Source organism: Bacillus sp. Cr_A10 (genome assembly GCF_029222665.1).
Classification (GTDB): domain Bacteria; phylum Bacillota; class Bacilli; order Bacillales_A; family Planococcaceae; genus Psychrobacillus.
In genome coordinates this window covers 76283-103170 of sequence record NZ_JARHXR010000009.1, presented here as the reverse complement: position 1 = coordinate 103170, position 26888 = coordinate 76283, and the positions used below count along the sequence as shown (strand labels likewise).

Genomic DNA, 26888 nt, shown 5'->3' with positions numbered 1-26888 from the left:
TCATATAAAAGGTATCAAATCTAAAGAAAACTGTCAATGAATATGATTTGGTTTATTGAAGAAAATATTGAAATACTTCATTTCCAACAAATCGTCCACGTCGTGTTAATTTCACATGACCATTTTCAATAATGATGAATCCTTTTTGTTTTAGTTCCTCTATTTCTTTTCCATATACCTTTTGAATTGATTGACTATATCGATGTTTAAATCTATCTATCGAAACTCCAGCATTTTTTCGTAAACCTAAAAACATTTCCTCTTCCATCTTTTCGATAGAAGTTACTTCTTTTTGCATCATGATAGGTTTTTCATTTTGTTCGATCATATTTATATATTTTTTTAGTGGACCGTGGTTAGAGTACCGAATGCTATTTGCATAACCATGTGCTCCTGCTCCAAGCCCAATGTATTCATCATTATCCCAGTAAATCAAATTATGCTTAGATTCTTTTCCTTCCTTCGCAAAATTACTAATCTCATATTGGTTATACCCTTGTTTCGTCATTTCATCCAACAAATACCCATACATTTTTGCTTCCAGGTCTTCTCCTGGTAATGAAAGTTTGCCTTTTGACATCAAGTTATAAAAAATCGTTTTAGGCTCTACCAATAAAGAATAGGCCGAAATATGTGGAATGTTAAGGCTGTTTGCCAGTTGCAGTGAATTCTGCCATTGCTCCATTGTTTGATTTGGCAATCCATACATCAAATCAATACTAATAGACGGAAAATCAATTTTCTTTGCATTTTCTATTACTTCATAGACATGTTCGTTAGAATGAGTTCTTCCAAGGACCTTCAATAATTCTTGATCAAACGTTTGGACACCCATACTTAATCTATTTACTCCAAACTGTCGCATAAGTTGCATTTTCTCAAAAGTTAATTCATCAGGATTAGCTTCTGAAGTAAATTCAATTACTCCATCCATTGGAATGTATTGATGGATGAAAGTAAATAATCGCTCTAATTGAGATTCAGATAAAGAGGTCGGAGTTCCTCCCCCAATAAAAATAGTTTCAATTTGGGATCCATTTAATTGTTCTTCCCATAAGTGCATTTCTTTACCTATGGATTCGATGTATTCATCTACTGGTTGGTTATGAAAGAAAAATTTATTAAAATCGCAATAATTGCATATCTGATGACAGAAAGGAATGTGGAGATAAACGCCACGTACCATAGGATACACCACTTTCTATAAAAGGAAAAAGGAGGCAAAAGCCTCCTTACCTTTGGTATTTATTTGGCTAGTCCATTTAAAAAAGCCATAAATGCTTCATAGACGAGCACTTTCATATTGTATTGTATCGTATTTTATTAAATCTAACAAACCGTAAGAACTAGCGACACGTCATGTTCGTTTAGCGCATGGAATGGTTCATGAACACATATTGAATGAATGTCATCTTAAATAAGATTACTTGGTCGACACTGGGACGATCGTATTTGGAACTAGTTGGTTAATCATCAGCATCTCCAACTATTAACATCATAATCAATCACTACTCAAGTATTGTGTGTTTTTAATTAGATCCCTAGCGGAGGCGGCGACTCCAGCGGGAAAAGCGGGACAGCGAGACCCTGGACTGAGCTTTGCGAAATTAATTTTGCGACGAGCTGGCGCAGGAGCAAAGGAAGCGGCTCGGCCCAGCCCGCGGAAAGCGTCCGCCCGGAGCGGAAATCCTATTACTATTTATGACATTTTTTATTTTAAAAGAAAAAAGACTATAGATAAACTCAAAAACCTTAGAGTTTGTCTACAGTCCGAATGAACCTAATTAGGTCCTTTTTTCAATGCATATGTTTATAAAATGAAAAAAACTTGCCACCGAAAAATACAAACGGTGGCAAGTTCGTTGAAAAATATTAATTTCAAATGAATTTTATTCTTATCCCTTTAATCAATTACTTATTAGGCTCATCCATCTTCAGAACAGCCATAAATGCTTCTTGTGGTACTTCTACTGAACCTACTTGTTTCATACGTTTTTTACCTTCTTTTTGTTTCTCAAGAAGTTTTCGTTTACGTGAGATATCTCCACCATAACATTTTGCTAAAACGTTTTTGCCGATTGATTTGATCGTTGAACGTGCAACAATCTTTTGACCAATCGCTGCCTGAACTGGAACCTCAAACTGTTGTCTAGGAATAAGCGCTTTTAACTTTTCAACAATTACTTTTCCACGTTCATAAGCAAAATCTTTATGAACGATAAAACTTAATGCGTCGACTTTCTCGCTATTTAAAAGAATGTCCATTTTAACTAGTTTAGATTCTTTGTATCCAATCAGTTCATAATCAAAAGATGCATAACCCTTTGTACTTGATTTTAAAGCATCAAAGAAATCGTATACAATCTCAGATAAAGGAATTTCATAAATAATATTAACCCGAGCTTTAGATAAGAAATCCATCGTGATAAAATTCCCACGTTTTCGTTGACATAACTCCATTACAGATCCCACATAATCTTCAGGTACCATAATAGAAGCTTTAACGTATGGTTCTTCAATTGTATCTACTTTTTGGACATCTGGCATCATAGATGGGTTGTCTACTTTAATCGTTTCTCCATTGGTCAACTTAACATCGTAAATAACACTAGGTGCTGTCGTGATTAAATCTATTTTAAATTCACGCTCAATACGTTCTTGAATAATTTCCATATGAAGCAGTCCTAAGAATCCACAACGATATCCAAATCCAAGTGCTTGTGAAGTTTCTGGTTCAAACTCTAAAGCTGAGTCATTAAGTTGTAATTTTTCTAGGGCATCCCGTAAATCAACATATTTTGCGTTATCAATTGGGTATAAACCACAGAAAACCATCGGATTCATTTTTCGATATCCAGCAAGTGGTTCAGAAGCAGGGTTCGAAGCTAAAGTGATTGTATCCCCTACACTTGAATCGCCAACATGTTTCATGGACGCTGTTAAGAAACCTACGTCCCCAACAGTCAACTCTGAACGCATAGTAGATTTTGGTGTAAAAACCCCTGTTTCAACTACTTCGAATTCTTTACCAGAAGACATCATTTTTATCGTATCTCCTGGTTTTACAGTACCTTCCATAATACGAATATAAACAATTACACCGCGATAAGGGTCGAATAACGAGTCAAAAATAAGCGCTTTTAATGGGGCTGCAGGATCTCCAGATGGTGCTGGCACTTTTTCTACTATTTGCTCCAGAATATCTTCTATACCTATCCCTGCTTTAGCAGAAGCTAGAACAGCTTCGGATGCATCTAATCCAATAACTTCTTCAACTTCATTTCTAACACGCTCAGGATCAGCAGCAGGTAAATCGATTTTATTGATAACCGGTAGAATCTCTAAATCATTGTCTAATGCTAGATACACATTTGCAAGAGTTTGTGCTTCGATACCTTGAGCTGCGTCCACAACTAAGATGGCTCCTTCACAAGCAGCTAAGCTTCTAGAAACCTCGTATGTGAAATCGACATGTCCTGGTGTATCAATTAGATGAAATATATATTCTTCTCCATCTTTTGCATTGTATGTCAGTTGCACCGCATTCAATTTAATCGTTATACCTCTTTCACGCTCCAAATCCATGGAATCGAGTAACTGGTCTTTCATCTCGCGTGAAGTTAAAGTTTGTGTCTTTTCTAAAATACGATCTGCCAAAGTTGATTTTCCGTGGTCAATATGGGCTATAATCGAAAAGTTACGAATCTTTTTTTGTCGATCCATTCTCTGTTCATGATTCATCTTGTTCACTCCTAATTAAACTACTAAGAATTATAACAGACAAAACCTTTTTCGTAACGAATTACAAATATGTCTGTTAAATAATTATGTATTTCTTGTATGTAAACTTTCCAAAGTAAAAATTCGATGGATATGTTACCTTTAAAATTATTTTTGCCAGAATATAATCTTATCAAAAAGCTGTTAGTAAAACAATCAAGTAAAAAAGAGATTAAGCTATAAGCTCAATCTCTTGGTACTTTAAGATGCTATCGGTTCGTAAAACATATTAGAAATAGCTTTCGCTAATATAGCGATAGAACGATTAATTTCTTGTTCATTATTATCGACGCCTCCAAGTTCAACCACAAGAAGATTTTTGGCAAGGTCTTGGTTGTAAACGCCATCTACACCCTTCCCTGATTTAACCAAAACCCCTCGTGATATTCCAGGAACTAATTTATTTAATTGATCAGAGAGATTATTAGCTAACTGCTCATTCCATCGGTAGTTGTCATGCTCCGCTCCAATTACAAAAATAAATTTAGCATAGCTTTCTTCGCCGACCTTAAGAGTCGTTACATTCGCTTTCATTGAGTCTCTGTGAATATCAAGAATAATATCATACTTATTATGAGCTAAAGCATTTTGAACAAATGGGCGAATCGTATGATAGTCTTTTATTTCTTGCTTATTATAGTCATCCAAAAACTCTGATTCTACTTGGTGGAATGCAAATTGAGCTGTGAGTTGTTCTTGAAAGGTAGTTATATTACTTTCAGGATGATAAACTGAAACCTTCTCTCCTTTTGCCGCAAGTATAGGCTGGTATGCTTCTTGGTAATGAGTAAAATACACAAATGCTTTTTTAGGATCAGTAATTTCTGAAACAATTGGTGGTGATTCCAGCTGTGCCGCATAGACAATTGGTGTTTCCTCTTTTTTCTTTTCTTCGGGTTGTTGCGTAACAAGAGGTGTTTGGATTGTAGCGATCACAATGGGAGCTAAAAATAATAGTATTAAAATGCTTGTTAAATTCTTAAGGGAATTAGCCATAATTTCCACTCTCCTCAAACAATCGTATGTTGAGGAGAGTATTTTTAGAACTACTATGCAACTGTAATTAAGAAGATTCCTTAAGAATAAAAGTCGCGCTAATTATCTGCTTGAAATCCAATTTTCAATTCCATTAGATAATAAATAAGCGTACTGCTCAACCCATGCGTCCGTCTCTTTCGGAGTCACAAATAAAGAAGAATTTTTTCCTACGAACACTTCTTCAAACAATTTTCTTTTTTCATCCGTTGACCATGTCACCCATTCTCCAAATATCGGTTGTAAAACCGTTTTATCAAGAGTCGATTTTTTGTTAGACACCATAGGGGTAACAGCAAGTGCTGAGGAAGGTCTACTTTTTTCCTCTACTTTAGATGCAATATAATGTATAACATTTTCCATCGCATCTGCATATAAGACTGGACCATCGACCACCATTGGTATCCCAATTGCAGTTACAGGAACACCATAAACTTCTTCTGATACTTCTTTTCGTTGATTACCGACTCCCGATCCAGGATGAATACCTGTATTCGTCAGCTGTATCGTTTTGCAAAGTCGTTCACTATTTCTTGCTGCAAGTGCATCTATCACAATTATCAAATCCGGCTGAAATGCTTTGCTAATAGCTTCTATAAAGTCACTTGTCTCAAAACCTGTCTGACCAGTTACTCCTGGAGCATACATTACTACCTTTACGTTTTCTGATTTTTGGGATAGAGAGGAACCTTGTAAGTATTCAATTGCCTTTGGTCCAATAGCATCTGGAGTTATTGTAGAATTTCCTAGTCCAATTATTAACACTTTAGAAGAATTTGATAAATTTAATCCTTGATGCATCTCGTCAAGCTTCTCTAAGAACATTTTTTCCAAGGCTTCAAAACTTTCCTCAACTTCTGGATTCACCGTCAGATCTGTAAGCGTAATATATTTACCTTTTTTCTTGCCTATTTTTTTCTCACCTTGTTCATTTACTTCTATTGAAGTTATTAAGACTGCGCCGCTTCGACTTTCGTCAAACTTTATTCCTTCTGAGTTACTTAATGTCTCTTTTTGAGTTTTCGTTTTGTGTTGTACCATTTCTTCCGTTTCATCTAAAAGATCTGTTCTTCCCCACATATAAATCACCTCCTAAATAGTTTGTACGATGTGTCAAGTAAATATTCTTTGCATTTATATATTGCAATTTGTTTTTTCGTTTGTTAAAATAATGCTTGTTGTATTAGACAGTTTTCAACACATAAAAGTATCATCTCAGACCTTATTAGGAGGTGAAAGGTATGCCAAATATTAAATCTGCTATTAAACGTGTTAAGAAAAACGAGACGTTAAACGCTCAAAATGCAAAAGCAAAATCAGCTATGCGTACTGCTGTAAAAAAAGCTGACACTGCTGCACTTAATAACGACGAAAACGCAAAAGAACTTATTAAAACTGCAATTCAACAAGTTGAAAAAGCAGCTTCTAAAGGTTTAATTCATAAAAACGCAGCTACTCGCAAGAAAGCTCAATTAATGAAAAAAGCGTAAGTAAAAAGACTGGATCCGATTCATCGGCCAGTCTTTCTTTTTTATTTCATCAAAAACATTTCTAAAATTCTATCTCGATTAATATTTAATGTTTTTAGTTGCAAGTCCACTGTTGCAAGATCATTTAAAGTTGAAAGCAATTTTTTTTCATTTTGTAGATTAGGATTATCAAATAATAACTTCACTCGATAAGGGTGTACTTTTAGTTGATTTGCAATTTGTTGTGCATGATATCCTCTTTTCTTTAAGTGTCCTACCTGTATCATTAAACGTACCTGAGTCGCTATTAAAGCATTTAGCTTAAGTGGGTCTTCTTTTCGTTTTAATAAGTCATGATATATTTCGATTGCTTCCCCTTTGTTTCCCGTTAAATAGGCATTTCCTAAAGAAAAAACATCTTGTTCTAATGTTCTAACGAGAAGCAACTTCACCGTATTAATATCAATTTCTTCCTGTTCCCCTAAGTAAGTCGTAATTTTCATTAATTCTGTTTGTAAATTAACTAAATTTGTTCCTCCGATTTCTATTAAACCTTCTACTGCCTCATCGGAGATTGTTTTCCCAAGATTAGAAACCTCATGCAAAATCCAACCTTTTAAGTCATGAGCTTGTAAACTAGAAGCTTCAATTACTTCAGCATGTTGTTTCATCGCTTTTGTTATTTTTTTTCTTTCATCAAGTTTTTCATAAGGCGCAATAAAAACCGTAACTGAAGTTGGAGATGGACTTTGAACCCATTTTTCTAATACTACTGTATCATGGACAATTTTCTCTTTCCCTTTTTCAGCAGCTTTCAAAAAGAAGGCATTTTTTGCAATTACTAATTTACGATCAGAGAAAAAAGGAATAGTATCTGCTTCATAAATAACTTCTTCTATATTGTTTTCTTCCAGATCAAAATTTATAACTTCTACTTCTCCACTTTCACTTAATTGTCTCTTAAGTTTTTTTAATGTTTCTTCGATAAAATAGGCTTCCGTTCCATATAATAAATAAACATCTGCTATTTTATTATTTGCTATTTGCATCCATTTTTCTGAAATCATTTATAAATCCCCTTGTTTAACTTTAATAATCTTATTATACAGTAGAATAAATGAATAATTTGTGACATTATAGTAGTGAATAGAAAATTGACCGTTTCCATGTAGATTTTTTATATATAATACTTTATAATTAGGTGGAAATAGGAGGGGTATCAATGAATCAGTTTGAACAAAATGTACAGTCGAAACGTAACGACGCTATCGACTCAGGCGTAGGTTTCGTAGTCTCCTTTGGATTTTTTACAATAATGTTCGCTATCGCAGTAATTATTGAGTTTATCGCTCGATAAAACAGAGAAGGGGCTGTCCTGCAAGTCATAAAAAATGACTTCTAAGGGCAGCCTCTTTCTTCGTACTTCTATTAAAAAGTGCGATAGATTTTCTTTCCAGGCGGACGCTTTCCGCCGGCATGGCTTCAGCCGCTTCCCTCGCTCCTGCGCGAGCTCGTCGCAAAAATTAATTTCGCTACGCTCAGTCCAAGGTCTTCAGTTCATGCACCTGCCGCTTCGCTTTCGGTGCAGAAAACATTTGCTATTCCGGCTGGAGTCGCCGCCTTCCACTCTAATCAACTATTATCCGCTTTTCAATTAGAAAAACGTCATACCATTAATAGAGCATGTTTTCATCACTTAAATTTTATAAATTAGTATTTATAGAAAATTGTTGAAAAAGGCGACACTCCTGCGGGAATAGCGTTTGCCGAAGACCCCGCATTGAGGGGAAGGCAATCTAAGTTCGCCGCATCCTGCTCCTGCGCAAAGCTCGTCGCAAAAGAACTTTTGCGGCAACGATTGCATGACCAACATCGTGTTGGCCAAGGAGGCTAAGGCAACGCCCGCGGAAAGGGAGCCGTTTCAACAATTTTCTTATTTATTGGACGTCATTATTTAGTAAAGTCAAATTCTATAGACTTTTTCAGTGCCCTTGCTAAGCTACGTGCGGGGCTGTGACTGTCTCGTTTTCCTTCAAGAGAGTCGCCGTCTTTCATTTAGGGACTTATTTCACAAAACTCTTTTTCTTTTATGGTGTAAAAATCATTATTTCTCCATTCTTTTTAATTTCTACTTGAATCGTCCCATCCTTTCCAGTTTGTAAATAAGGTAGATTTAACCTGTTTAATCTCTCTACTACTTCTGGATGGGGATGTCCATAACGATTATTATATCCAGCTGAGATTATGGAGATGTCAGGTTCAGTCAGCTCTAAGAAAGATTCAATACTAGATGTTTTGCTTCCATGATGTCCTAATTTTAATAAAGTAAGCTGTTTAATTGCGCTTGCATAGCTTGAAATCAGCTCCTCTTCCCCCTCCTTCTCTAAATCACCCATAAACAATCCATGAAAATAGGCATTTTTCATAGACAATACGAGTGAGTCATTATTTCCCTCATACATATTATCAAACGGATAAATATATTGAAGTTGAAAATATTTAGACTTTATGTGATCACCTGCAATCTTTTCAAGCACAGGTATATTTTGTTTCCTTATTTCCTTTATTAAATCATTCATCACTTCTTTTTGAGTGGAATCAGGGGTAATATGAACTTGTTCTATTTTTATTTCTTCTAAGACTTCCTCAGCACCTTCCATGTGATCTGTATCTGCATGCGTTATAACGAGAGTGTCAATCTTTGTTATTCCTCTCCCTTTTAAAAAAGGTACAACAATTTGTCTCCCAACCTCATATTTTTCATCAGTTTCTTTCCAGGAATCCTGTTCGAACCTTAACAGTCCTCCTGTGTCAATCATGATCACTTCTTTTCTGTAGGGCATTTCAATAATAATACAATCCCCTTGTCCAACATTAAGAAAGCTAATCCATGTGGACGAATTCAAATATGGTTTGATATGCATAAAAACTATCGGAATAAGTAGTGTAATTGTTGCAATAATTATTCTCTTTCTCTTTTCCAAGCAAACAAAAAAGAAAAACACAGTTAAATAAGCAAAAAACACGATTGGTAGTGAAGGCTTCATTGGATTCCATAATTGGAATGGCAGATGACCAATATATAAGATGAATGTTTCCAACTTAACACGAATAGGCTCGTACATTGAAAACATAAACCCACTAATAGAAGTTGAGAGATAGGTTAAAAATAAGAGGAAGATATTTATTGGTAGAATGAGAAAAGAAAATAAAGGTACAAAAAGGAGATTTGCTAAAAAGGAAGATATCGATACTTCGTAAAAATGATAAAGTAGAATAGGATAAACGATTAATTGACATACAGCTGTAATCATGAATGATTGCTTTAAATAAGAGGAGCTACTATTTAAAAGTACAGAAGAATAGATTAGTGAAAAAGCAGCTAAGTATGATAATTGGAAACCAATTTGATATACAATCCAAGGGCTAATGAATACAAATCCGATAATACTTAACGAAAAAGCATCATCCATAGCAATTTTTTTCCTATATGCCATACTTATTAATACTATTTCAGTTACGGAAACAGATCTCCATACAGATGGTGCCCCTCCAGCTAACAATGCATAAATAGGAAGCACTAAAATTAACAGCCAACTTGCGGATTCTTTTCTAACTCCAATGCGAATAAGTAGTTCGTACAAAATGAGGGTTATTAGTGCAACATGAAGTCCTGAGATAGCAAAAAGATGTGTTATACCCAAGGTTTGATAGGCCACTTGTAAATCTGTTGGCATTTGTTCACGACTTCCGATTAGCAATGCTTCCGCTTCAGATTGTAATGAGGATGGAAATGTCGACTGAATATGTTGTTTCATATCAAATCTTTTTTCCGCCATAAAACTGACAAAGCTTTTCTCATTTCCTACAAGCTGATATTTCTGTACCTCTATTTGTCCGACAGCTCCATTACTTTTTAAATATGCTTCCATATCAAAAGCATACATATGAGATAAAGGGGCTTTTAAAATTTCTTGCGACTCAATTAGAAAACTTTTACCAGCAATCGAATCGTTTAAGAATACGTTTTTTTGTTGTTCTGATTTAATTTTTAATTGAACATACCACTTTTGTTGATCATCTCCAATGGCAAATCCTCGTAAATAGCTACCGTTGATCCTGTAGCTATCTGTCCAGGTAATTTTATTCACAGCAACATTTTCAGAAGGTGCTGGAATGCTGTAAGTAAAGTACATGTAGGAAGAACTACCAAAAATGACAACCAGCACAATTAACAATAATTGTTTTCCTTTATATAGTAGCCAAAATACGATCAGTACTAATAAAAACAAAAGCCTTATCGATTCATACGCTGCTATGGAAGCAACAACTACTGATAAGGCTATATAAATAATATTTCCTTTAATATTTAAAGACCGAATAACTCTGCCACCTTCGTTTCATAAGGTACCAATTCTTCTTTACTCGCTCCTTTCTCACGAAGTTTTGTAAGAAGTTCCATGTATAATTCAACTTTTTCATCACTTAAGAAGTCGATTTTTCGATCATCAAATGGCACATGGATGATTTGTACACCGGATTGCTCTAGAAGCTCTACTGCATATTGGTTATTTTTATAATCCTGTGCATAGTAAAGACGAGAAACTCCAGCCTGAATGATAGATTTCGTACAAGGTAGGCAAGGAAAATGAGTAACATATAAATCTGCCCCATTTACCGAAATACCATACTTAGAACATTGCAAAAGAGCATTCATCTCTGCATGAATAGTCCGAACACAATGATTATCAACTACATAACAACCGTGATCGATACAATGGTCTCCTCCTGAAATCGAGCCATTATAGCCTCCTGCCATAATTCGACGATCTCGAACAATTGTTGCTCCTACTCCTAACCGTGTACATGTACTTCTTAAAGCAAGTAAATGGCTTTGTGCCATGAAAAATTGGTCCCATGTAATACGCTCCATATAACTACCTCCTAAATATTAATACTTCCTCTAGTTTAGTAGTTTGTCCAATCACACGTCAACAACACAAATATTTACTTTATAGTTATTAAAGACTCTAATTTTTCAAACGTTTTAGTACCGATACCGGTTACCTTCATTAAATCTGCGGTTTCTTTAAAGATTCCTTGTTCATTTCGATAAGCTATTATCGCTTCTGCTTTTGCTGGTCCTATACCTGGTAACGTAGTGAGTAAAGCTATCTCTGCTGTATTTATGTTTACAAGGTTAGAGGATTCACCAGAAGAACTCAAGAGAGATTCTACTTCTTCGCCTTCTATCGGAACATAGATAACCATCTCGTCTTCTACTTTTTGCGCATGATTAATACCTTTACTATCACTTGTTGGCAAATAACCTCCTGCAAGCTCAATTGCATTTAATACGCGATCCTCAGGGGCTAGTTCATATACACCAGGCATATTGACTGCTCCTTTTACTTCGACAAATATTCGATTGTCCTCTAAGAACTCAATGGGTGATTCTTGTGGTTGAATTGCTTCATTTATAGGGATAGGTTGAATTGAATCCGCTGTGGAATTAGCGGAGTTAAAGTGGGATTGAATGATAAAAAAAAGGAATGCTAATGCAACTGAAGTTGGGAGCAACAGTTTTTTCTTGTTTTTCTGAAAAATAGAAAGTATCAGAAATATCATCCTCTCATAGGAAGAGGTAAATTATATGGAGTTACCCAAACTATACTAAATTTACCTCTTAAATGAAAGACTTATTTTACAGCGTGGATAAAGAATCTTTCAATCTCATCTTGAGATTGTTCTCCAAATATAGAAGTGGAGTTAGAAATGGAAGAAAAACCAATTTCTTTTAATAGGTTTATATATGTTTCAACCGGAAAGGTTCGTTGGTAATGTGACTCTTCAAATCGTTCGTAATAACCAGCCTCGTCACGAACAAAAAATGTAATATCATGATAAATAGAATGACTCTCTTCGCCAATTTCAGTATTCCAAATATATGCCACTTGCTCATCCTCATATGTAAATGGGCCATTCGGATATATTTCATCCATTTTGAATAGTGAATGGACATCGAAAAATAGTTGTCCACCTTCTTCCAAGGAGTGGTAAATATGTTGAAAAGTTTGTTTCACTTCATCCAGTTTCTCTAAATAATTTATAGAATCAATAGCGATCACTGCAACATCTATACCTTCGAAACCATCCATTTCAGACATAGACTGACAAATAAAAGAGACTTGGACATTATTATCCAAACTACGATTTTGAGCAACTGTCAGCATCGATTCTGACAAATCTACACCAATTACATCATATCCTGCTTTTGCAAATTGGACGCTTAATACTCCTGTACCACATCCAATATCAACCAGTTTTTTCCCTGCAGAATGGGGTGCTTTTGTTTGCACCCATTCCGCATACTTTGCATAAGGTATATCTGACATCAATCGATCATATATAAATGCAAACTGATCGTACATAGCCATTATGCATCAAGCCCTACTTCAATCAATGGTGCATCTCCCCAAAGACGCTCTAAATTGTAATAAGTACGCTCATCTTTATGGAACACATGGGCAACAACGTCTCCCATATCAACTAAAATCCAACGTGCTTCATCAAAACCTTCTAAACGTTTTACATTAAACCCAGCTACAGCTGCTTGTTCTGAAAGTTCTTTTGCAATTGCTTGGACTTGACGATCAGAACTTGCGTGGCAAATCAAAAAATAATCTGCAAGTAAAGATATCCCTTGCATATTCAGTACGACAATATCATCTGCACGTTTGTCGTCTGCTGCTTTATAAGCAATTTCTAGTAATTTTGAAGAATTCATTCCTTCACTTTTCCTTTCTATTTAACAAATCATTGTAACAATGAAATGAATCCGGATAAACCGGTTGTTTTTTTTCAATTAAAAATTTTATACTATGTGTCACACAACTGATCATGGCATCTTCTAAATCAATTTCTGCCTTATCACGTAAGACTTCAATGCCTGGGAAACTTCGACTTGGTTCAATCATATCTGCTATATAAATAATTTTTTCCAAATTGGACATACCTGCTCTACCCGTAGTATGAAAGCGTATAGCATGAAGTATGTCTTCGTCTTCAATAAAAAATTCTTTTTTCGCTACGATACTTCCAACAGGACCATGCCATAGTTCATGATGAAACGTTAATAGCATCGGGTCCAGATGTTCAGATAAGATATTCTGTTTCAACCAATCTTTATCCGCAAATTTTACTACGTCGTGTAAGATCCCAGCTATTTCTGCTTTTTCTTTATCTTCCCCGTATTTTTCTGCTAAATGTATTGCCGTTTTAGCTACACCTTTTGTATGTTCAAAACGTTTAGGAGGCATACGATCTTTAATCTTTTCTAGTAGATCAACGTTCTTCATATAACTTCTCCCTTTGAATGAAATCTTTAACAGATTCTGGAAGGAGAAACTTCGTTGTTTTTCCATTCTGTAGACGATTCCTTACAATCGTGGAAGATAATTCGATTTGTGGGATATCCAATTTAATAATAGGATATGCAGTTTCAAATGTAGTATTTGGTCTAGGTACTCCTACAATTTGCACTTTTTTTACTAACTCTTCTACACGGTGCCATTTCGGTAAATATTCAACTTGATCTCCACCAATAATGAAAATGAATGTAGTCGATGGCTCTCTTTCTTGCAAAAGCTCCATTGTATCAAACGTATAGGAAGTACCACCACGTTCTAATTCAATTGTTTCTACATTCATTTTTGGCATATCCTTTATTGCTAGTTTTACCATCTTCAGTCGATTAGCTTCTGAAACGTGTTCATCTTTCTTTTTATGTGGTGGGGTAGCATTTGGCATGAAACGTATTTCATCTAAGTTCAACGCATGTAACACTTCGTTCGCAATGATTAAATGACCCATATGTGGAGGATTAAAGGTACCACCTAAAATTCCTACTTTTTTACTCATGCACGACTCGCTTTTGGAAGCTCGATTCGCTTATTGTTCTTAGAAGGTTTGTATAATACAACTGTTAAGCCGATTAATTGCACTAATTCTGCATTTGCACCTTTTGCTAGTGCTTCTGCTACTTCATGCTTTTCGTCTTCACAGTTTTGTAAAATACTAATTTTAATCAATTCGCGAACTTCTAGTGCTTCCCCGATTTGTTTTATCATTGCCTCATTTACTCCGCCTTTTCCTACTTGGAAAATAGGTGATAAATGGTGTGCTTCACTTCGTAAAAATCTTTTTTGTTTACCTGTTAACATAATTTCCTCCTAAATTTTCTGTTAAACGATCTATCATATCTTCTGACTTTGGATATACACCATTCCAATAAGAGAACGCGATTGCACCCTGATGTACGAGCATTCCTAACCCATTAATAGTTCTAGCGTTATATTTTGTTGCTTCCTCTAAAAAAGGAGTAACTAAAGGATTATATACAATATCCGCAACAATTGCATGCTCTTTTAATTTATTTAGTTGTATTGGTAATGTATTTGCTTGATTTTTCATCCCTTGCGGAGTTGTTTGTACAACTATATCAAATGAATTCAATTGTGCTTCCGCTTCGTTTAAGGTGATGAAATGACCAATTTGTAAGTCATGGATCATTTTTTCTGCATTCTTAGCTGTTCTGTTCGCTATTGTAATATTAGTAAATCCACCTTGTTTTAATGCATTTACAATACCTCTAGCAGCCCCTCCAGCACCAATAATTAAAATGTTGTCCTCCAAATTAATGGGACCAAGTGATTTAATAAATCCAAAACCATCTGTATTATAACCAATAAATCGATTATCTTTTGTTTTCACTACAGTGTTAACCGCTCCTATACCCTTTGCAGATTCATCAATATCATCTAGAAATGGAATAATCGCTTCCTTATAAGGAACTGTCACATTCCATCCACTACAACCAAGAAGCTTTAGCCCCATTATTGCTTCTTCTAAGTTGTCTTCTTCGACATGAATAGGTATATAAGAAGCGTCTATCTCCAGCTCGCTAAGCCATTTTTCATGCATAAATGGGGATAGAGAGTGAGAAATAGGATTCCCTATAACTGCAAACCATTTTTTCATTGTGTTTACACTCCTAAATAAGCGATGGACGGATTGAAACTTCTACACCAGCTGGAGCATGGGCCGCTACAATAGCGTCGCCATGTTGTACCGTTATCCATCCTAAACCAGAAAAAACAATATCTGTTTTCGCATCCTTGATTTTAAATTCATGTCTTACCAATGGAGGTAGCTTGTCCGCAAATTGCTCGGATGGAGGAGACAATAACTTTCCTTTATGCTCTTTATATAAATTATCCGCATTTTCCAATTTTGTGCGATGTATCGGAATATCATTAGCAATATGACATGTAAAAGCAGATCTATCACCCTTAATAAAATCAAAACGAGATAAGCCACCTAAAAATAATGTTTGTTCACTATTCAATTGGAATACTTTCGGTTTTATTTCTTTCTTAGGAGTAATAAATTTAAGTTCAGTCGGATCTAAATAATGCGCCATCTGGTGGTGATTAATAATCCCGGGCGTATCAAATAAAGCTTTTGAATCGTCTAAAGGAATCTCTATCATATCCAGTGTAGTCCCAGGAAAATGAGAAGTTGTAATAACTGCATCTTCACCCGTTGCATGTTTAATGATTCTGTTTATAAAGGTTGACTTCCCAACATTTGTACAACCGACAACATATACATTTTCCCCTTTACGGTAATGTTCAATTGCTTCGATTGCTTCGGTCATTCCAGTCCCTTTATGCGCACTAACAAAAAGTACATCGATTGGAGAAAGTCCCAACTTCTTCGATTCTTGCTTCATCCAATTTATCACTTTATTTTTCTTTACTGATTTAGGTAGCAAATCAGCTTTGTTTGCTATTAATAGAATTGGATTATTTCCTACAAAGCGATGTAATCCTGGAAGCCAGCTACCATTAAAATCAAATATGTCTACTATTTTAACGATTAATCCTTTTTGTTTACCCAGACCGTTTAATATTTTTAAAAAATCATCATCCGTCAAAGAAACTGGCTGTAATTCATTGTAGTTTTTTAGACGAAAACAACGCTGACAAATGATAAAATCTTTTTCTAACGAAGATGCAGGTGCATAACCAGGATCCCCAATGTTTTCTGTTTGAATAGTTGTACCACAACCGATACATTTTGGTGTTTCTGTCACTCTTCTTCCTCCCATGTAACTTGTCCTTTTTTATCCAAATAACGAAAAATTCTTCGCTCCACTAAACGGTTAAATTTCGTAAAGAAACCATCCGATTTTGCTACAGGAATAACTAATATAGTATGTAGCTTTTGTCTGTTTCCACCAAATACGTCCGTTAATAGTTGATCGCCTATAACTACTACTTCTTCTTTTTTTACAGACATTATTTTCAATGCTAGCTGAAAAGCTTTCCCAAATGGTTTTCTTGCTTTATATATAAAGGGAATTCCAAGCGGATCCGCGAAAGATTGAACTCGCAGCTCATTATTATTAGATACAATTGTCACTTGAATACCAGCAGCCTTCATGCTTGCAAACCATTCAATTAGTTTAGGTGTAGCATCTGGACGATCCCATTCTACTAATGTGTTATCTAAATCTGTAATTATGCCTCTAATACCCTTTTCCTTTAGCAACTCAGGCTTAATATGGAAGACGCTTCTTACAAATTCACTCGGTATAAAATTTTGATACAACTAAGAACACTCCAATTCGATGCATTTTCTTTATCGATTATAGCATATTTGCTACTAACTCACCCATTCGTATAAAATGACCTTCACGAATCGTCGTTGCAAATTCAATACTTTCTTCTGAAAAGAACATTACAACCGTAGAACCAAAAGAAAAATATCCCACTTCTTCTCCCTTTGACCATTCTTTAGTTTTATTTGTCAATTCAATTGAATTCACAAACATAGCCCCTACTTTAATAAAAAAACATTTTTTATTATTTGGCATTTCTAACTCAGTTAGTAAACGATAGTTTCCGCTAATTGTATTTTTGCCATACATAAGTCCCCACTTGTTTACTGGGTATGATTTTTTTCCAAGAACATACTGGCGAAGTACTTTCCCATTTACAGGCGCATGGATACGATGATATTCTGCCGGACTCAAATATAATACAATATATTTTCCATTCACATACTCTTCTGCTATTTTCTCTGTTCCTAACATATTGTGAAGAGAATAAGTTTTTCCTTTAACATGGAATACTCCATCAGCTGTTATATCTCCTATTTTTTCTACTGTAGCGTCAACAGGGCTTATAATCGCATTTTCAGTGCTCATGATAGGTCTAGATTCATCCTTCACATGACGAATAAAAAAATCATGTAATGAAGAAAAATCATCCATCTTACTAGTTATTTCTTGAATTGATATATTAAAATATTTAATATAAGATGGTATGAGCCTTTTACTAAGTTTGGATTGGGCAAACCCTTTAAGGATGACCGAAGACCATTTTCCATTTGTTAACTCAATCATCGATTGGTATATTTTCTCTTTCATTTTTGTCTCCCTTTGAAAAACTCTTACAATTTTTTCTTATCCGAAGTATAATGAACAAATATATTATTTGTAAAGGAGTGATTTGCAATGTATTTACAAGACGTTATGACAAATACAGTAAAAAAATTGAAATCACATGCAGCAAACATGATTACCATTGGTAATCTTGCTTTTGGTGGAGCAGCAATTATGGCAACAATGAATGAACTATACACATATAGTGTTTTATTTATATTTGTAGCCGGTTTATTGGATCGGTTTGATGGTATGGTAGCAAGAAAACTTCAACTTGAATCTGAATTAGGCAGGCAGTTGGATTCAATGAGTGATATTATATCTTTTGGAGTCGCTCCAGCACTACTCATTTATTCATTGGTTTTACAGGAATTTAGTGTTGTTGGAATGGTTATTACAGTTATTTATATAGCATGTGGTGCTTTTAGATTAGCACGCTTTAATATTTCAGAGTCCAACGGATATTTTACAGGGCTTCCAATAACAGTAGCAGGAGTAATTCTAACTTTGTCCTATTTTGCTATTAATTATATCCCTTCCGTCTCTTATATGTTTTTATTTATCATTCTAGCATTATTAATGATTAGCACGTTTACTTTAAGAAAAGTATGAAATTAAGCGCCTGCATTTGCAGTCGTTTTTTTTTTATGTTAAAACAATGAGCACCTATTGTGTGATAGAGACATGCTATGGCGTATCTTTTCATATTTTGGCTTAATTCGACATATACTAAACTTATCAACAGATGGAGGTGAACACTATCTCTGGTCTTTTCACTGCTTTTATAAGCATGGTCGTTGAACTTCCTCTAGTTCTCGGTTATCTAAAAGGTCAGGCATTCCATCAACCTTTCACACCTGAAGAAGAAAAAGTGATGATAGAACGATTTTTAGCAGGAGATCTATCTGCTAGAGATGAACTAATAGAACGAAACATGCGATTAGTCGCACATGTCGTAAAAAAATTCCACCCAAAACATGAGCTTTTAGATGATTATATTTCAATTGGAACTATTGGGTTGATGAAGGCAGTAAATAGCTATACACCAACAAAAAAAACAAAGCTAGCCACTTATGCGGCTAGATGCATTGAAAATGAAATTCTTATGTATTTACGTTCTTTAAAAAAAGTTCAGAAAGATGTGTCCTTACATGAACCGATTGGTATGGATAAAGACGGACATTCTCTTGAAATTACCGATTTACTACAAGGAATAGAAAAAAGCACAGATGAACAACTTGTTGATCAGGAAGACATGAGTCGACTTTACAAGCACCTAGGCAATTTGGAGAAAAGAGAGTTAGAAATAATTGTTCGACGTTACGGATTATTAGGTCATCTTCCAATGACACAAAAAGAAATTTCAAAACAATTAAAAATTTCTAGGAGTTACGTTTCTCGAATAGAAAAACGTGCACTAGTCAAACTATATCAGTCCTATATCCATGAAAAAAACTCTCTTGATGCTACTAACACCAAAAGAGCTTAGAGGATTAATCTTCGCTAGTCTCCGAAATCATAATAAAACTTAAAACTGCAGTAATCAAAATAGACATGGCCATCAGAAAAATCATATTATCTCCTCCTAATGCATAATGAAATCGTTTATTATGCTTTCATCATACCATAAGAATAAGTAAATATAACTAATTTTTTCATTTATAAGTTGTCAATTTCATGAAGTTTTAAAGTTTTTCAATAACATTCAAAACTATTTCTGTCGAATGTTTTGCTGCTACCGGTAAAAATTCGTCAAAACTAATAGAAGACTCTTTTCCTGCAATATCAGATAAAGCACGGATAACCACAAATGGAACATTGAATTGGTGACATACTTGAGCAACAGCCGCTGCTTCCATTTCACAGGCCTTCATTTGAGGGAAATTCTTACGAACAATCTCTACCTTTTCAGGGTTGTGCATAAAAATATCACCAGTTGCTATTAATCCAGTCGCTGCTTGATGTTCACCAATCTCTTTTACAGCTTCTTCTGCTAGTTGCATTAGGTGAGTATCAGCCTTAAATGCCGGTGGAAGCTGAGGAACCTGACCAATTTCATAACCAAAAGCAGTAACATCTACATCATGATGACGTACTTCATTAGAAATCACAATAGCTCCAACTTCTAAATCGGGATCATACCCTCCTGCAGAACCAGTATTAATCACATAATCCGGTTTAAATTGGTTTAACAAAATCGTAGTGGTCATTGCTGCATTCACTTTTCCAATTCCACTTTTCAATAAAATTACTTCTTGATCTTTATACGTACCAACCGTAAACTCACTATTTGCAATAATCTCCGTTTGAGCATTTTCTATTTCATTTCTTAACAATTCTACTTCCTGTTCCATTGCACCTATTATAGCTATTTTCATTTTATTTTCCACCTCTCTAAAAAAGCACTTATTTAAAAATAAGTTAAGACGCCTCTTACGTCAAGAGGCGTCTTAACTTGATTTTTATTTTGGACCCGCTAATTTCCGTTTCGGGCGGACGCGTTCAACAGGAATGGCTTCAGCCGCTTCCCTTGCTCCTGCGCAAAGCTCGTCGCAAAAAAACAATGCTCCTGTGGGAAAAGCTTGAACAGAAGATCCCGTAGGAAAGACACTGGCCGAACTTTATTTGGCCAGTGTCTTTGCAGTGACGAGGAGGCTGAGGCCAAGCCCACGGAAAGCGAAGTGGGGGCCCTTGCCGAATTTAACATACAACTCTATGCACCAAAATTGAGCTTGTCTACAGTCTGCAACCCTTCTTAAAAGGGGTTTTATAGTGACTTAAGAATTTCTTTTTTAGTTGGTTTCCAACCTTCCCCATCGATCCATTCCAATGAAATTCGATAGATTTCGTTACCATCCTTTGAAGTTACAGTACCGATAGATTTTTGAGGACTACCGCCATTACCTAAAAACTTCACATACATATTAGAAGGGTCCAAACCTGCTCCATACGATAAAGCTTGAACTTTCTCTGCCCAATCTACTGACTTGGTATCATAGCTTGACGTGTGTTCACCTGTTTGTGAAGTACCAATAGGTTTCCAGCTCGGATCAATTATTACACTTTCGACATTCGGATCGTTAGAAGCCTCTGTTATGACTTCTGTATTTTCTTCTGTATTTTCTTCTGTATTTTCTTCTGTATTGGTTTCTTCATTCTCTTCTGATTGTGTCTCTTCATTTGATTCGGATTTATCTTCCGTTTCTACGGTTTCTGTTGTATTATTTTGGTCAGTTTTTGTTTCGTTCTCGTCTGCTTCCGTTGACCCGCTTTCTTCATCATTCATCGTTTCTTCAGATACTTCCGTATTTTTTTCTTCCTTCGTTGTATCCGTGTCATCACTTACTATATTTACAACGACTACGATGATTAAAAGCAAGACAATACCAATTAATATATTTAAAATTCTATTAGCTTTTTTCTTTCTATTTAATCTAGAGTTCGCTCTTCTATTGTTCTCTGACATCTTATCTCACCTCTATAGATTATTATAGTTGTATTAGACGCTAAAAAACTCGATTAGTTTCGATTAAATTAAATAAGAGGTAAACAAGTTTGTTTACCTCCTCTAATCTCAACCAAATGTAAGCGTTTTATAACCTCTTTAGATTGAATAAACTATTTCATATTAAGAAATTGAGATAATTTCTACGTCCATTTCTCCACCTGGAGTTACAATTTTAACTTTATCTCCAGTTGATTTACCAAGTAGTCCTTTTGCAATTGGAGAATCATTTGAAATAAGTCCTTCTAGAGGATCTGCTTCAGCTGAACCAACGATTGTATAAGTTTCCTCATCGCCATCGGGAATTTCAATAAATGTTACTGTTTTCCCTAGCGTTACAACGTCATTATTTTGTTCTTCTTCAATAATTACTGCATTTCTGATCATTGATTCGATTGTTGAAATTCTTCCTTCCACAAACGCTTGATCTTCTTTTGCAGAATCATACTCAGAGTTCTCCGATAAATCACCAAAACTTCTGGCAATTTTAATACGTTCTACTACTTCTTTACGTTTAACCGTTTTTAATAGTTCTAGTTCTTCTTCTAATTTCTTTTTACCAGCAACGGTCATTGGATATTGTTTCTCTGTTGACACTCCCATACACTCCTTTAAATACACACTTAAAACATATTCATGTACCATTCATATGTTGAGATTGATAATGATATGAATTTCATGAAATAATTGTCAATCCACAATCATCATATTATACAATAACATCTGTTTCAAGAATAGTTTTTATTTTTGTAACCATTAAATCAATTGCAACTTCATTTTGTCCGCCTTCAGGAATAATTACATCCGCATATCTTTTTGTCGGTTCGATAAACTGATTATGCATAGGACGGACAACGTTAATATATTGCTCTACTACAGAATCAACCGTACGACCTCTTTCGTTTATATCCCGAAGTATTCGACGGATTATTCGTAAATCCGAGTCAGTATCAACGAACAATTTAATATCCATTAAATCTCGAAGACGCTCATCTTCTAATACTAATATTCCTTCTAGAATTATTACATCTTTAGGCTCGATTATAATTGTTTTTGTAGATCGAGTATGTTGTGCATAATCATACACTGGCTTTTCTATTGCTTTATTATTCAATAAATTACTCACATGTTCAATAAGTAAATCATTATCGAATGCTAAAGGATGATCATAATTGGTGTTCAATCGCTCTTCAAACTTTAAATGACTTTGATCTTTATAATAATAATCTTGCTCGATTACTACTACTGAATGATCTTTAAATACTTCACTAATCGCGTTAGTAACACTTGTTTTACCAGAACCTGATCCACCAGCAATCCCAATAATAAGAGGGGTTCTATTAGACATTATTTCATCCCTTTTCTCATCATATTATTTGGATATAATTTTATAGGACATGTAAATTGAACAACTTCTAAAGGATGTCGTGCAGCATCCAATACTTGTCCCTTACTATTTTTTATCTCACCTATAACAATACGAACATTTTCAATTTCTGGTCCGAAAAACTCTACTTCCTCGCCAGACTTGAAATAATTACGCTGTTGTAATGTTACCATTTGCGTTTCATCGTTATAATCTAAAACTAGTCCTACAAAATCAAATCCTAATTTTTTATCGTGTACCCCATACATCTGTTGTTTAAAACCAGGCTCTCCTTCAAAGAATGCTGTATCCGTTTCTCGATTAGCACACTTTTCTAGTTCTTCTAACCATTCTTGCTTCATTTGGAAGTTTTCAGGGTCAGCACAATAAGCATCAATAACTTTTCTATACACACTAACGACTGTTGCTATATAGTGTATGGATTTCATGCGTCCTTCAATTTTTAATGAATCAATCCCCATCTCAATCATTCTAGGAATAGATTCAACAAGCTTTAAATCCTTCGGACTCATAGCAAAAGGAACGTCATTATCGTTAAACAAAGCCTGTTCTTCACCATTTTCCTGTGCATATAAATCATAATCCCAACGGCAGGATTGACAACACCCCCCTCGGTTAGAATCTCGAGCAGTCATATGATTAGAAAGGGTACATCTTCCGCTATAGGCAATACACATGGCTCCGTGGATAAATGTTTCAATTTCAATATCCACCTTTTCTTTCATCAACTGAATTTCATCACCACTTGTCTCACGGGCAAGCACAACGCGATTTAATCCTTCTTCCTTCCAATATTGGACTGCTTTCCAGTTAGATAAAGATTGTTGAGTACTTAAATGTAGTTCTAATTTGGGAGCATTCTTTCTACAGGTTTCAATTATGAGCGGATCCGCCACAATTATACCAGTTACACCTGCTGCTTCCACTGCTTGTAAATATTCTACTAAGCCATCCATGTTTTCATTATGAGCAAAAATATTGGTTGTCACATAGATTTTAGCCCCATATCGATTAGCAAACTCCACGCCTTCACGCATTTCCTCAATGGAAAAGTTCCCAGCATTGGAACGAAGACCAAACTCTTGACCACCTATGAATACAGCGTCTGCTCCATAATGAACAGCGATTTTCAGTTTTTCTAAGCTTCCAGCAGGAGCTAATAATTCAGGTTTTTTTGTAATTACCCGATTATCATCTATTCGTTCACTAATTTTATCTATTTTCGTAATAGTCATTTGAAACCTTCCCTTTCTTAATAAACTGTTTCCTTAAAGAAAAATCCAGTATCTAATGGTCTTAGTGCAGGTTGTATTTCCTTGATATTGTTAAATAGATCTTTTTTAATATCCTTATAGCTCGATTTTGAATTATAGTAGGCATCAATTGCTTGACGGTAGAAACTCGTAACAAGCGTTACATACGAGGGATCGTGTAATACCCCATCAATTTTTAAGCTATCAATTTCAGCATCCAAAAGTTCGTCTAATTCATCAATCATACACATATCGTTTGGACTGAAAATATGAGTTCCATTTTGATCTTCAAAAATTGGATATTTGTTCGAACGTTCCTTGTCATGTAAAAACATGTTTTTGTTCTTCGAGCGATTTTCTATTTCCATTGCTTTGTCTTGAAACAAGAAATAATTACCAAGTAGCGGCCTTTTGGATTGGAAAATGCAGGTCATACCATGTACTTGCACTTCAACTTGGACGTCAGCATTTTCTTTAATCTCAATGACTTCATCCAAACTAAGCTCTCTAGCAAGTACTGCTCTTGAAGCGCCTCGTTTTCCCCAGTAATTTGCTGTAAAGTAATTAGTTGCTGTTTGCTCTGTATTCCAATGGAGAGGTATAGTTACACCCGCTTCTCTTCTAGCAATAATAACAGCTGGATCACCAAAAACAATTGCATCTACCCCGATTTGTTGGAGTTTTTGCATGTATGGTGCAAGTAGTTCTACTTTATCATTATGAAAAAGTCCATTCATCGCTACATATATTTTTTTATTATGCGCTTTTGCAAGTTTAGTTGCAACTTCAAGATTCTTCAAATTAAATTCTCCTGCTAAACGCAAACCAAATAATTGCTCACCTACTAAAAATGCATCTGCCCCGGCCTCGATAAGATGTTTCATATGTTCGATACTTTCTGGAGTTACTAATAGCTCTGTCTTAGTCATAATCTCACCTCTTAATACTTACTAGCATTCCATCTCCAACTGGAAGAAAAGCCGTGTCATAGTCTGGATGATTCATTAACCATTGTGTGAAATGGTGTTGATTGCGTACCATCGTTCTTTTTCTTCGTGGTACTTCACTCATCGGTAATTCGGACAGACCATTTAACAATAAATTATCACAATAAATAACCCCACGATCATTTAACAATGGAGCGTACTTTTCAAAAAATTTCTTATATTGACCTTTAGCTGCATCAATAAAAATAGCATCAAATTTCTGTTCTTTGAAAATTTCATTTGAAATCTCTAATGCATCCCCGATAATTACTTCGATACGATCCTGAAGCTTTCCTCGTTCAATATAATTTTTAGCTAAGTTTGCTTTATCAACGTCTCTTTCGATCGTAACAATATTTGCGGAAGTTAATTTTGTTGCAATACGCATCGAGGAATAGCCTATAGCAGTACCGAGTTCTAATAGAGTTTTTGGTTTTTGTAAAGAAAGCAAATGAATTAATGATTCCATACCTGCTAATTGCATAATAGGAACGTGATTTTCTTTTGCATATTTCTCCATCTCTAAAAAAATTTCTGCACGAGGTTTTATTAGCTCTTTCAAAAATTCTTCACTTACGTCCATAAAGTGCTACCCCTTTAGATTAAAAATTAGTTAATGATTAATTACGTAAAAAACAAAACTAATAATAACATAGCAGGAGAAGGAATGCGATATCGTTCCTTCTCCTGCCTATTATTTATTTTAAATATTTGTCTACATTTTGAAGATGTTCTTCATATGACTTCGAAAAATGATTTTGGCCCGTTTTATCAGCTAAGAAGTATAAGTAATCCGTTTTAGCAGGATCTAAAACAGCATCAATCGAGGATTTCCCTGCATTTGCAATAGGTCCCGGTGGCAAGCCTTGATTTTGATATGTATTGTAAGGATTATCCACTTCTAAATCTTCAAATAGGACACGCTCTTTATGACTGCCAAGTGCATATAGAACAGTTGGGTCTGTTTGCAAAGGCATCTCTGCCTCCAAACGATTGTAGAATACACTTGCAATTGTTTCACGATCTGTTTTAGCAGTTGCTTCTTCTTCTAACAAAGAAGCGAATGTTAATAACCAGTGTACTGATTTCCCTTCAGCTTCTAGAAGTTCATAGTAGTTTGCTATCGTACTATCCGTTGCAGTAATCATTGTTTCTACAATTTCTTCTAGAGTAGGTTTTTCAACATAAAAAGGGTATGTAGCAGGGAATAAATAACCTTCAAGAGCATATCGAACATTTTCACCCTTAATTTCTTCAGTTAAAAGATTTGGATACTTAACAATCATTCTATCAACAAATTCTTCACTTGTTACTAATTTAACAAAGTCATCTGCAGGTTGTCCTGTTTTCTTTTCTACAACAGCACCTATTTGGTCTAATGTTAATCCTTCAGGAACTGTCAGAGTAAATACTGGTTCACGATAAACTTTACCAGTTTTTAAACTTTGTATTATCTCATCTAATGTCATAGCCTTTGTTAAACTATAATCACCTGCTTGAAAATTAGATTCATTATTAAACTTCGCATAGTATTTAAATATTTTAGCATCCTTAATTATACCGCTCTTCTCTAATATAGAAGAAATTGAATCTAGTCCCGAGCCAATTGGTATTTGAACACTAATGGTCTCTTCTGAATTTGGATCTAAAGGTTCCAACGCATTTTTTACATATTTATACGTTATAAACCCCCCAATCCCACCAATTAATAGAATGATTAGTGCGATTATGAATACAATTTTTCTAACAACTTTTACTTCTTTTTTCTTGTTTTTCATTCTTTCTAACATTACCTCTTTTTTTGATTCATTATCCACGGGTTCCCCCCCTTTATTTCCATTTTATTATACAAGATAACAAGAAAAGCGCAAGGAATACTAAAGGGATTCCTTCTTTCTTTAGGGAATTCTGCTTGTGGTTAGCCCACAGACCGAAAGACATTACTTCTCTTTTTATCTAATATA

The 26888-nt window shown here is 35.0% G+C and carries 29 protein-coding genes; 4 read left to right on the top strand and 25 right to left on the bottom strand.

What is annotated here, in order from left to right; translation table 11 throughout:
• Window positions 1-52 precede the first annotated feature (52 nt).
• The 4 genes from hemW to gpr form a co-directional block, all read right to left on the bottom strand.
• On the bottom strand, window positions 53-1186 hold the full coding sequence (gene hemW, locus P2Q73_RS07430; protein WP_275785366.1) for a radical SAM family heme chaperone HemW: 1134 nt from the start codon (window positions 1184-1186) through the stop codon (window positions 53-55).
• A 725-nt stretch (window positions 1187-1911) separates the two neighbouring features.
• Complete coding sequence (gene lepA, locus P2Q73_RS07425; RefSeq protein WP_053588829.1) at window positions 1912-3741, bottom strand: translation elongation factor 4; 1830 nt, start codon at window positions 3739-3741, stop codon at window positions 1912-1914.
• 240 nt (window positions 3742-3981) lie between these two features.
• Window positions 3982-4776, bottom strand: a complete 795-nt coding sequence (gene spoIIP / locus P2Q73_RS07420) for a stage II sporulation protein P (RefSeq protein WP_053588828.1) — start codon at window positions 4774-4776, stop codon at window positions 3982-3984.
• Between the two features lie 102 nt (window positions 4777-4878).
• Complete coding sequence (gene gpr / locus P2Q73_RS07415) at window positions 4879-5895, bottom strand: GPR endopeptidase (RefSeq protein WP_275785360.1); 1017 nt, start codon at window positions 5893-5895, stop codon at window positions 4879-4881.
• A gap of 161 nt (window positions 5896-6056) precedes the next feature.
• Here gpr and rpsT point away from each other — a divergent pair, with 161 nt between their 5' ends.
• Window positions 6057-6305 (top strand): 30S ribosomal protein S20, encoded by a 249-nt coding sequence (gene rpsT, locus P2Q73_RS07410; RefSeq protein WP_053588826.1) that lies wholly within the window; start codon window positions 6057-6059, stop codon window positions 6303-6305.
• A 41-nt stretch (window positions 6306-6346) separates the two neighbouring features.
• Here the strand turns inward: rpsT and holA are convergent, their stop codons facing one another.
• Entirely contained in the window at window positions 6347-7351 is a 1005-nt protein-coding gene (holA, locus tag P2Q73_RS07405) for a DNA polymerase III subunit delta (protein ID WP_275785356.1), read from the bottom strand.
• 155 nt (window positions 7352-7506) lie between these two features.
• On the opposite strand from holA, the gene P2Q73_RS07400 reads away from it, so the two are divergent.
• Window positions 7507-7641 carry a YqzM family protein gene (locus P2Q73_RS07400; RefSeq protein ID WP_082355158.1) on the top strand — a complete coding sequence of 45 codons (135 nt, stop codon included), beginning with the start codon at window positions 7507-7509 and terminating at the stop codon, window positions 7639-7641.
• Window positions 7642-8371: 730 nt separating this feature from the next.
• On the opposite strand, the gene P2Q73_RS07395 is transcribed toward P2Q73_RS07400, so the two are convergent.
• The 12 genes from P2Q73_RS07395 to P2Q73_RS07340 form a co-directional block, all read right to left on the bottom strand.
• On the bottom strand, window positions 8372-10513 hold the full coding sequence (locus tag P2Q73_RS07395) for a DNA internalization-related competence protein ComEC/Rec2 (protein WP_275787394.1): 2142 nt from the start codon (window positions 10511-10513) through the stop codon (window positions 8372-8374).
• 140 nt (window positions 10514-10653) lie between these two features.
• Window positions 10654-11217 carry a ComE operon protein 2 gene (locus P2Q73_RS07390; RefSeq protein WP_053588824.1) on the bottom strand — a complete coding sequence of 188 codons (564 nt, stop codon included), beginning with the start codon at window positions 11215-11217 and terminating at the stop codon, window positions 10654-10656.
• A gap of 74 nt (window positions 11218-11291) precedes the next feature.
• Complete coding sequence (locus tag P2Q73_RS07385; protein WP_275785351.1) at window positions 11292-11912, bottom strand: helix-hairpin-helix domain-containing protein; 621 nt, start codon at window positions 11910-11912, stop codon at window positions 11292-11294.
• A gap of 71 nt (window positions 11913-11983) precedes the next feature.
• Window positions 11984-12721 carry a class I SAM-dependent DNA methyltransferase gene (locus tag P2Q73_RS07380; RefSeq protein ID WP_275785348.1) on the bottom strand — a complete coding sequence of 246 codons (738 nt, stop codon included), beginning with the start codon at window positions 12719-12721 and terminating at the stop codon, window positions 11984-11986.
• A complete protein-coding gene (rsfS, locus tag P2Q73_RS07375; protein WP_053588821.1) occupies window positions 12721-13071 on the bottom strand; it encodes a ribosome silencing factor in 351 nt (116 codons plus the stop codon). The genes P2Q73_RS07380 and rsfS overlap by 1 nt, the downstream gene beginning before the upstream one ends.
• Window positions 13072-13075: 4 nt before the next feature.
• On the bottom strand, window positions 13076-13642 hold the full coding sequence (gene yqeK, locus P2Q73_RS07370) for a bis(5'-nucleosyl)-tetraphosphatase (symmetrical) YqeK (protein ID WP_275785343.1): 567 nt from the start codon (window positions 13640-13642) through the stop codon (window positions 13076-13078).
• The gene (locus tag P2Q73_RS07365; RefSeq protein WP_275785341.1) at window positions 13629-14204 is read right to left on the bottom strand and encodes a nicotinate-nucleotide adenylyltransferase; all 576 of its coding nucleotides are present in this window, start codon (window positions 14202-14204) and stop codon (window positions 13629-13631) included. Before P2Q73_RS07365 ends, yqeK begins: the two co-directional genes overlap by 14 nt.
• Window positions 14201-14506, bottom strand: coding sequence for a ribosome assembly RNA-binding protein YhbY (yhbY, locus tag P2Q73_RS07360; RefSeq protein ID WP_053588818.1), 306 nt, complete (start codon window positions 14504-14506; stop codon window positions 14201-14203). The genes P2Q73_RS07365 and yhbY overlap by 4 nt, the downstream gene beginning before the upstream one ends.
• Complete coding sequence (aroE, locus tag P2Q73_RS07355) at window positions 14493-15323, bottom strand: shikimate dehydrogenase (RefSeq protein WP_275785338.1); 831 nt, start codon at window positions 15321-15323, stop codon at window positions 14493-14495. The genes yhbY and aroE overlap by 14 nt, the downstream gene beginning before the upstream one ends.
• A 13-nt stretch (window positions 15324-15336) precedes the next feature.
• On the bottom strand, window positions 15337-16440 hold the full coding sequence (gene yqeH / locus P2Q73_RS07350) for a ribosome biogenesis GTPase YqeH (RefSeq protein WP_056831618.1): 1104 nt from the start codon (window positions 16438-16440) through the stop codon (window positions 15337-15339).
• Window positions 16437-16958, bottom strand: coding sequence for a YqeG family HAD IIIA-type phosphatase (locus P2Q73_RS07345; protein ID WP_056831616.1), 522 nt, complete (start codon window positions 16956-16958; stop codon window positions 16437-16439). Before P2Q73_RS07345 ends, yqeH begins: the two co-directional genes overlap by 4 nt.
• Window positions 16959-16995: 37 nt before the next feature.
• Entirely contained in the window at window positions 16996-17778 is a 783-nt protein-coding gene (locus tag P2Q73_RS07340; protein WP_056831614.1) for a phosphatidylserine decarboxylase, read from the bottom strand.
• An 87-nt stretch (window positions 17779-17865) separates the two neighbouring features.
• Here P2Q73_RS07340 and pssA point away from each other — a divergent pair, with 87 nt between their 5' ends.
• Entirely contained in the window at window positions 17866-18405 is a 540-nt protein-coding gene (pssA, locus tag P2Q73_RS07335; RefSeq protein ID WP_053588813.1) for a CDP-diacylglycerol--serine O-phosphatidyltransferase, read from the top strand.
• A 148-nt stretch (window positions 18406-18553) separates the two neighbouring features.
• Entirely contained in the window at window positions 18554-19282 is a 729-nt protein-coding gene (gene sigK, locus P2Q73_RS07330; RefSeq protein WP_053592077.1) for an RNA polymerase sporulation sigma factor SigK, read from the top strand.
• A gap of 196 nt (window positions 19283-19478) precedes the next feature.
• Here the strand turns inward: sigK and mtnN are convergent, their stop codons facing one another.
• The 8 genes from mtnN to mltG all read right to left on the bottom strand — a co-directional run bounded on the left by mtnN (window position 19479) and on the right by mltG (window position 26741).
• Window positions 19479-20171, bottom strand: a complete 693-nt coding sequence (mtnN, locus tag P2Q73_RS07325; RefSeq protein ID WP_275785333.1) for a 5'-methylthioadenosine/S-adenosylhomocysteine nucleosidase — start codon at window positions 20169-20171, stop codon at window positions 19479-19481.
• Window positions 20172-20560: 389 nt separating this feature from the next.
• A complete protein-coding gene (locus P2Q73_RS07320; protein WP_275785331.1) occupies window positions 20561-21259 on the bottom strand; it encodes a YrrS family protein in 699 nt (232 codons plus the stop codon).
• Between the two features lie 162 nt (window positions 21260-21421).
• Complete coding sequence (gene greA / locus P2Q73_RS07315) at window positions 21422-21901, bottom strand: transcription elongation factor GreA (RefSeq protein WP_442853781.1); 480 nt, start codon at window positions 21899-21901, stop codon at window positions 21422-21424.
• 106 nt (window positions 21902-22007) lie between these two features.
• The gene (gene udk, locus P2Q73_RS07310) at window positions 22008-22646 is read right to left on the bottom strand and encodes a uridine kinase (RefSeq protein WP_275785328.1); all 639 of its coding nucleotides are present in this window, start codon (window positions 22644-22646) and stop codon (window positions 22008-22010) included.
• Window positions 22646-23920: a peptidase U32 family protein gene (locus P2Q73_RS07305; protein WP_275785325.1), complete on the bottom strand. Its 1275-nt coding sequence runs from the start codon at window positions 23918-23920 to the stop codon at window positions 22646-22648. Before P2Q73_RS07305 ends, udk begins: the two co-directional genes overlap by 1 nt.
• A gap of 17 nt (window positions 23921-23937) precedes the next feature.
• Window positions 23938-24867, bottom strand: coding sequence for a peptidase U32 family protein (locus P2Q73_RS07300; RefSeq protein ID WP_056831606.1), 930 nt, complete (start codon window positions 24865-24867; stop codon window positions 23938-23940).
• A gap of 4 nt (window positions 24868-24871) precedes the next feature.
• Complete coding sequence (locus P2Q73_RS07295) at window positions 24872-25507, bottom strand: O-methyltransferase (protein WP_053588806.1); 636 nt, start codon at window positions 25505-25507, stop codon at window positions 24872-24874.
• Between the two features lie 115 nt (window positions 25508-25622).
• On the bottom strand, window positions 25623-26741 hold the full coding sequence (gene mltG, locus P2Q73_RS07290) for an endolytic transglycosylase MltG (protein ID WP_056831604.1): 1119 nt from the start codon (window positions 26739-26741) through the stop codon (window positions 25623-25625).
• Window positions 26742-26888 lie beyond the last annotated feature (147 nt).

What these genes read in the sequence shown, in the direction of transcription:
- hemW (WP_275785366.1), bottom strand. Translation starts at nt 1,186, where the DNA reads ATGGTACGTGGCGTTTATCTCCACATTCCTTTCTGTCATCAGATATGC.
- lepA (WP_053588829.1), bottom strand. Translation starts at nt 3,741, where the DNA reads ATGAATCATGAACAGAGAATGGATCGACAAAAAAAGATTCGTAACTTT.
- spoIIP (WP_053588828.1), bottom strand. Translation starts at nt 4,776, where the DNA reads ATGGCTAATTCCCTTAAGAATTTAACAAGCATTTTAATACTATTATTT.
- gpr (WP_275785360.1), bottom strand. Translation starts at nt 5,895, where the DNA reads ATGTGGGGAAGAACAGATCTTTTAGATGAAACGGAAGAAATGGTACAA.
- rpsT (WP_053588826.1), top strand. Translation starts at nt 6,057, where the DNA reads ATGCCAAATATTAAATCTGCTATTAAACGTGTTAAGAAAAACGAGACG.
- holA (WP_275785356.1), bottom strand. Translation starts at nt 7,351, where the DNA reads ATGATTTCAGAAAAATGGATGCAAATAGCAAATAATAAAATAGCAGAT.
- P2Q73_RS07400 (WP_082355158.1), top strand. Translation starts at nt 7,507, where the DNA reads ATGAATCAGTTTGAACAAAATGTACAGTCGAAACGTAACGACGCTATC.
- P2Q73_RS07390 (WP_053588824.1), bottom strand. Translation starts at nt 11,217, where the DNA reads ATGGAGCGTATTACATGGGACCAATTTTTCATGGCACAAAGCCATTTA.
- P2Q73_RS07385 (WP_275785351.1), bottom strand. Translation starts at nt 11,912, where the DNA reads ATGATATTTCTGATACTTTCTATTTTTCAGAAAAACAAGAAAAAACTG.
- P2Q73_RS07380 (WP_275785348.1), bottom strand. Translation starts at nt 12,721, where the DNA reads ATGGCTATGTACGATCAGTTTGCATTTATATATGATCGATTGATGTCA.
- rsfS (WP_053588821.1), bottom strand. Translation starts at nt 13,071, where the DNA reads ATGAATTCTTCAAAATTACTAGAAATTGCTTATAAAGCAGCAGACGAC.
- yqeK (WP_275785343.1), bottom strand. Translation starts at nt 13,642, where the DNA reads ATGAAGAACGTTGATCTACTAGAAAAGATTAAAGATCGTATGCCTCCT.
- P2Q73_RS07365 (WP_275785341.1), bottom strand. Translation starts at nt 14,204, where the DNA reads ATGAGTAAAAAAGTAGGAATTTTAGGTGGTACCTTTAATCCTCCACAT.
- yhbY (WP_053588818.1), bottom strand. Translation starts at nt 14,506, where the DNA reads ATGTTAACAGGTAAACAAAAAAGATTTTTACGAAGTGAAGCACACCAT.
- aroE (WP_275785338.1), bottom strand. Translation starts at nt 15,323, where the DNA reads ATGAAAAAATGGTTTGCAGTTATAGGGAATCCTATTTCTCACTCTCTA.
- P2Q73_RS07340 (WP_056831614.1), bottom strand. Translation starts at nt 17,778, where the DNA reads ATGAAAGAGAAAATATACCAATCGATGATTGAGTTAACAAATGGAAAA.
- pssA (WP_053588813.1), top strand. Translation starts at nt 17,866, where the DNA reads ATGTATTTACAAGACGTTATGACAAATACAGTAAAAAAATTGAAATCA.
- mtnN (WP_275785333.1), bottom strand. Translation starts at nt 20,171, where the DNA reads ATGAAAATAGCTATAATAGGTGCAATGGAACAGGAAGTAGAATTGTTA.
- P2Q73_RS07320 (WP_275785331.1), bottom strand. Translation starts at nt 21,259, where the DNA reads ATGTCAGAGAACAATAGAAGAGCGAACTCTAGATTAAATAGAAAGAAA.
- greA (WP_442853781.1), bottom strand. Translation starts at nt 21,901, where the DNA reads ATGGGAGTGTCAACAGAGAAACAATATCCAATGACCGTTGCTGGTAAA.
- udk (WP_275785328.1), bottom strand. Translation starts at nt 22,646, where the DNA reads ATGTCTAATAGAACCCCTCTTATTATTGGGATTGCTGGTGGATCAGGT.
- P2Q73_RS07305 (WP_275785325.1), bottom strand. Translation starts at nt 23,920, where the DNA reads ATGACTATTACGAAAATAGATAAAATTAGTGAACGAATAGATGATAAT.
- P2Q73_RS07300 (WP_056831606.1), bottom strand. Translation starts at nt 24,867, where the DNA reads ATGACTAAGACAGAGCTATTAGTAACTCCAGAAAGTATCGAACATATG.
- P2Q73_RS07295 (WP_053588806.1), bottom strand. Translation starts at nt 25,507, where the DNA reads ATGGACGTAAGTGAAGAATTTTTGAAAGAGCTAATAAAACCTCGTGCA.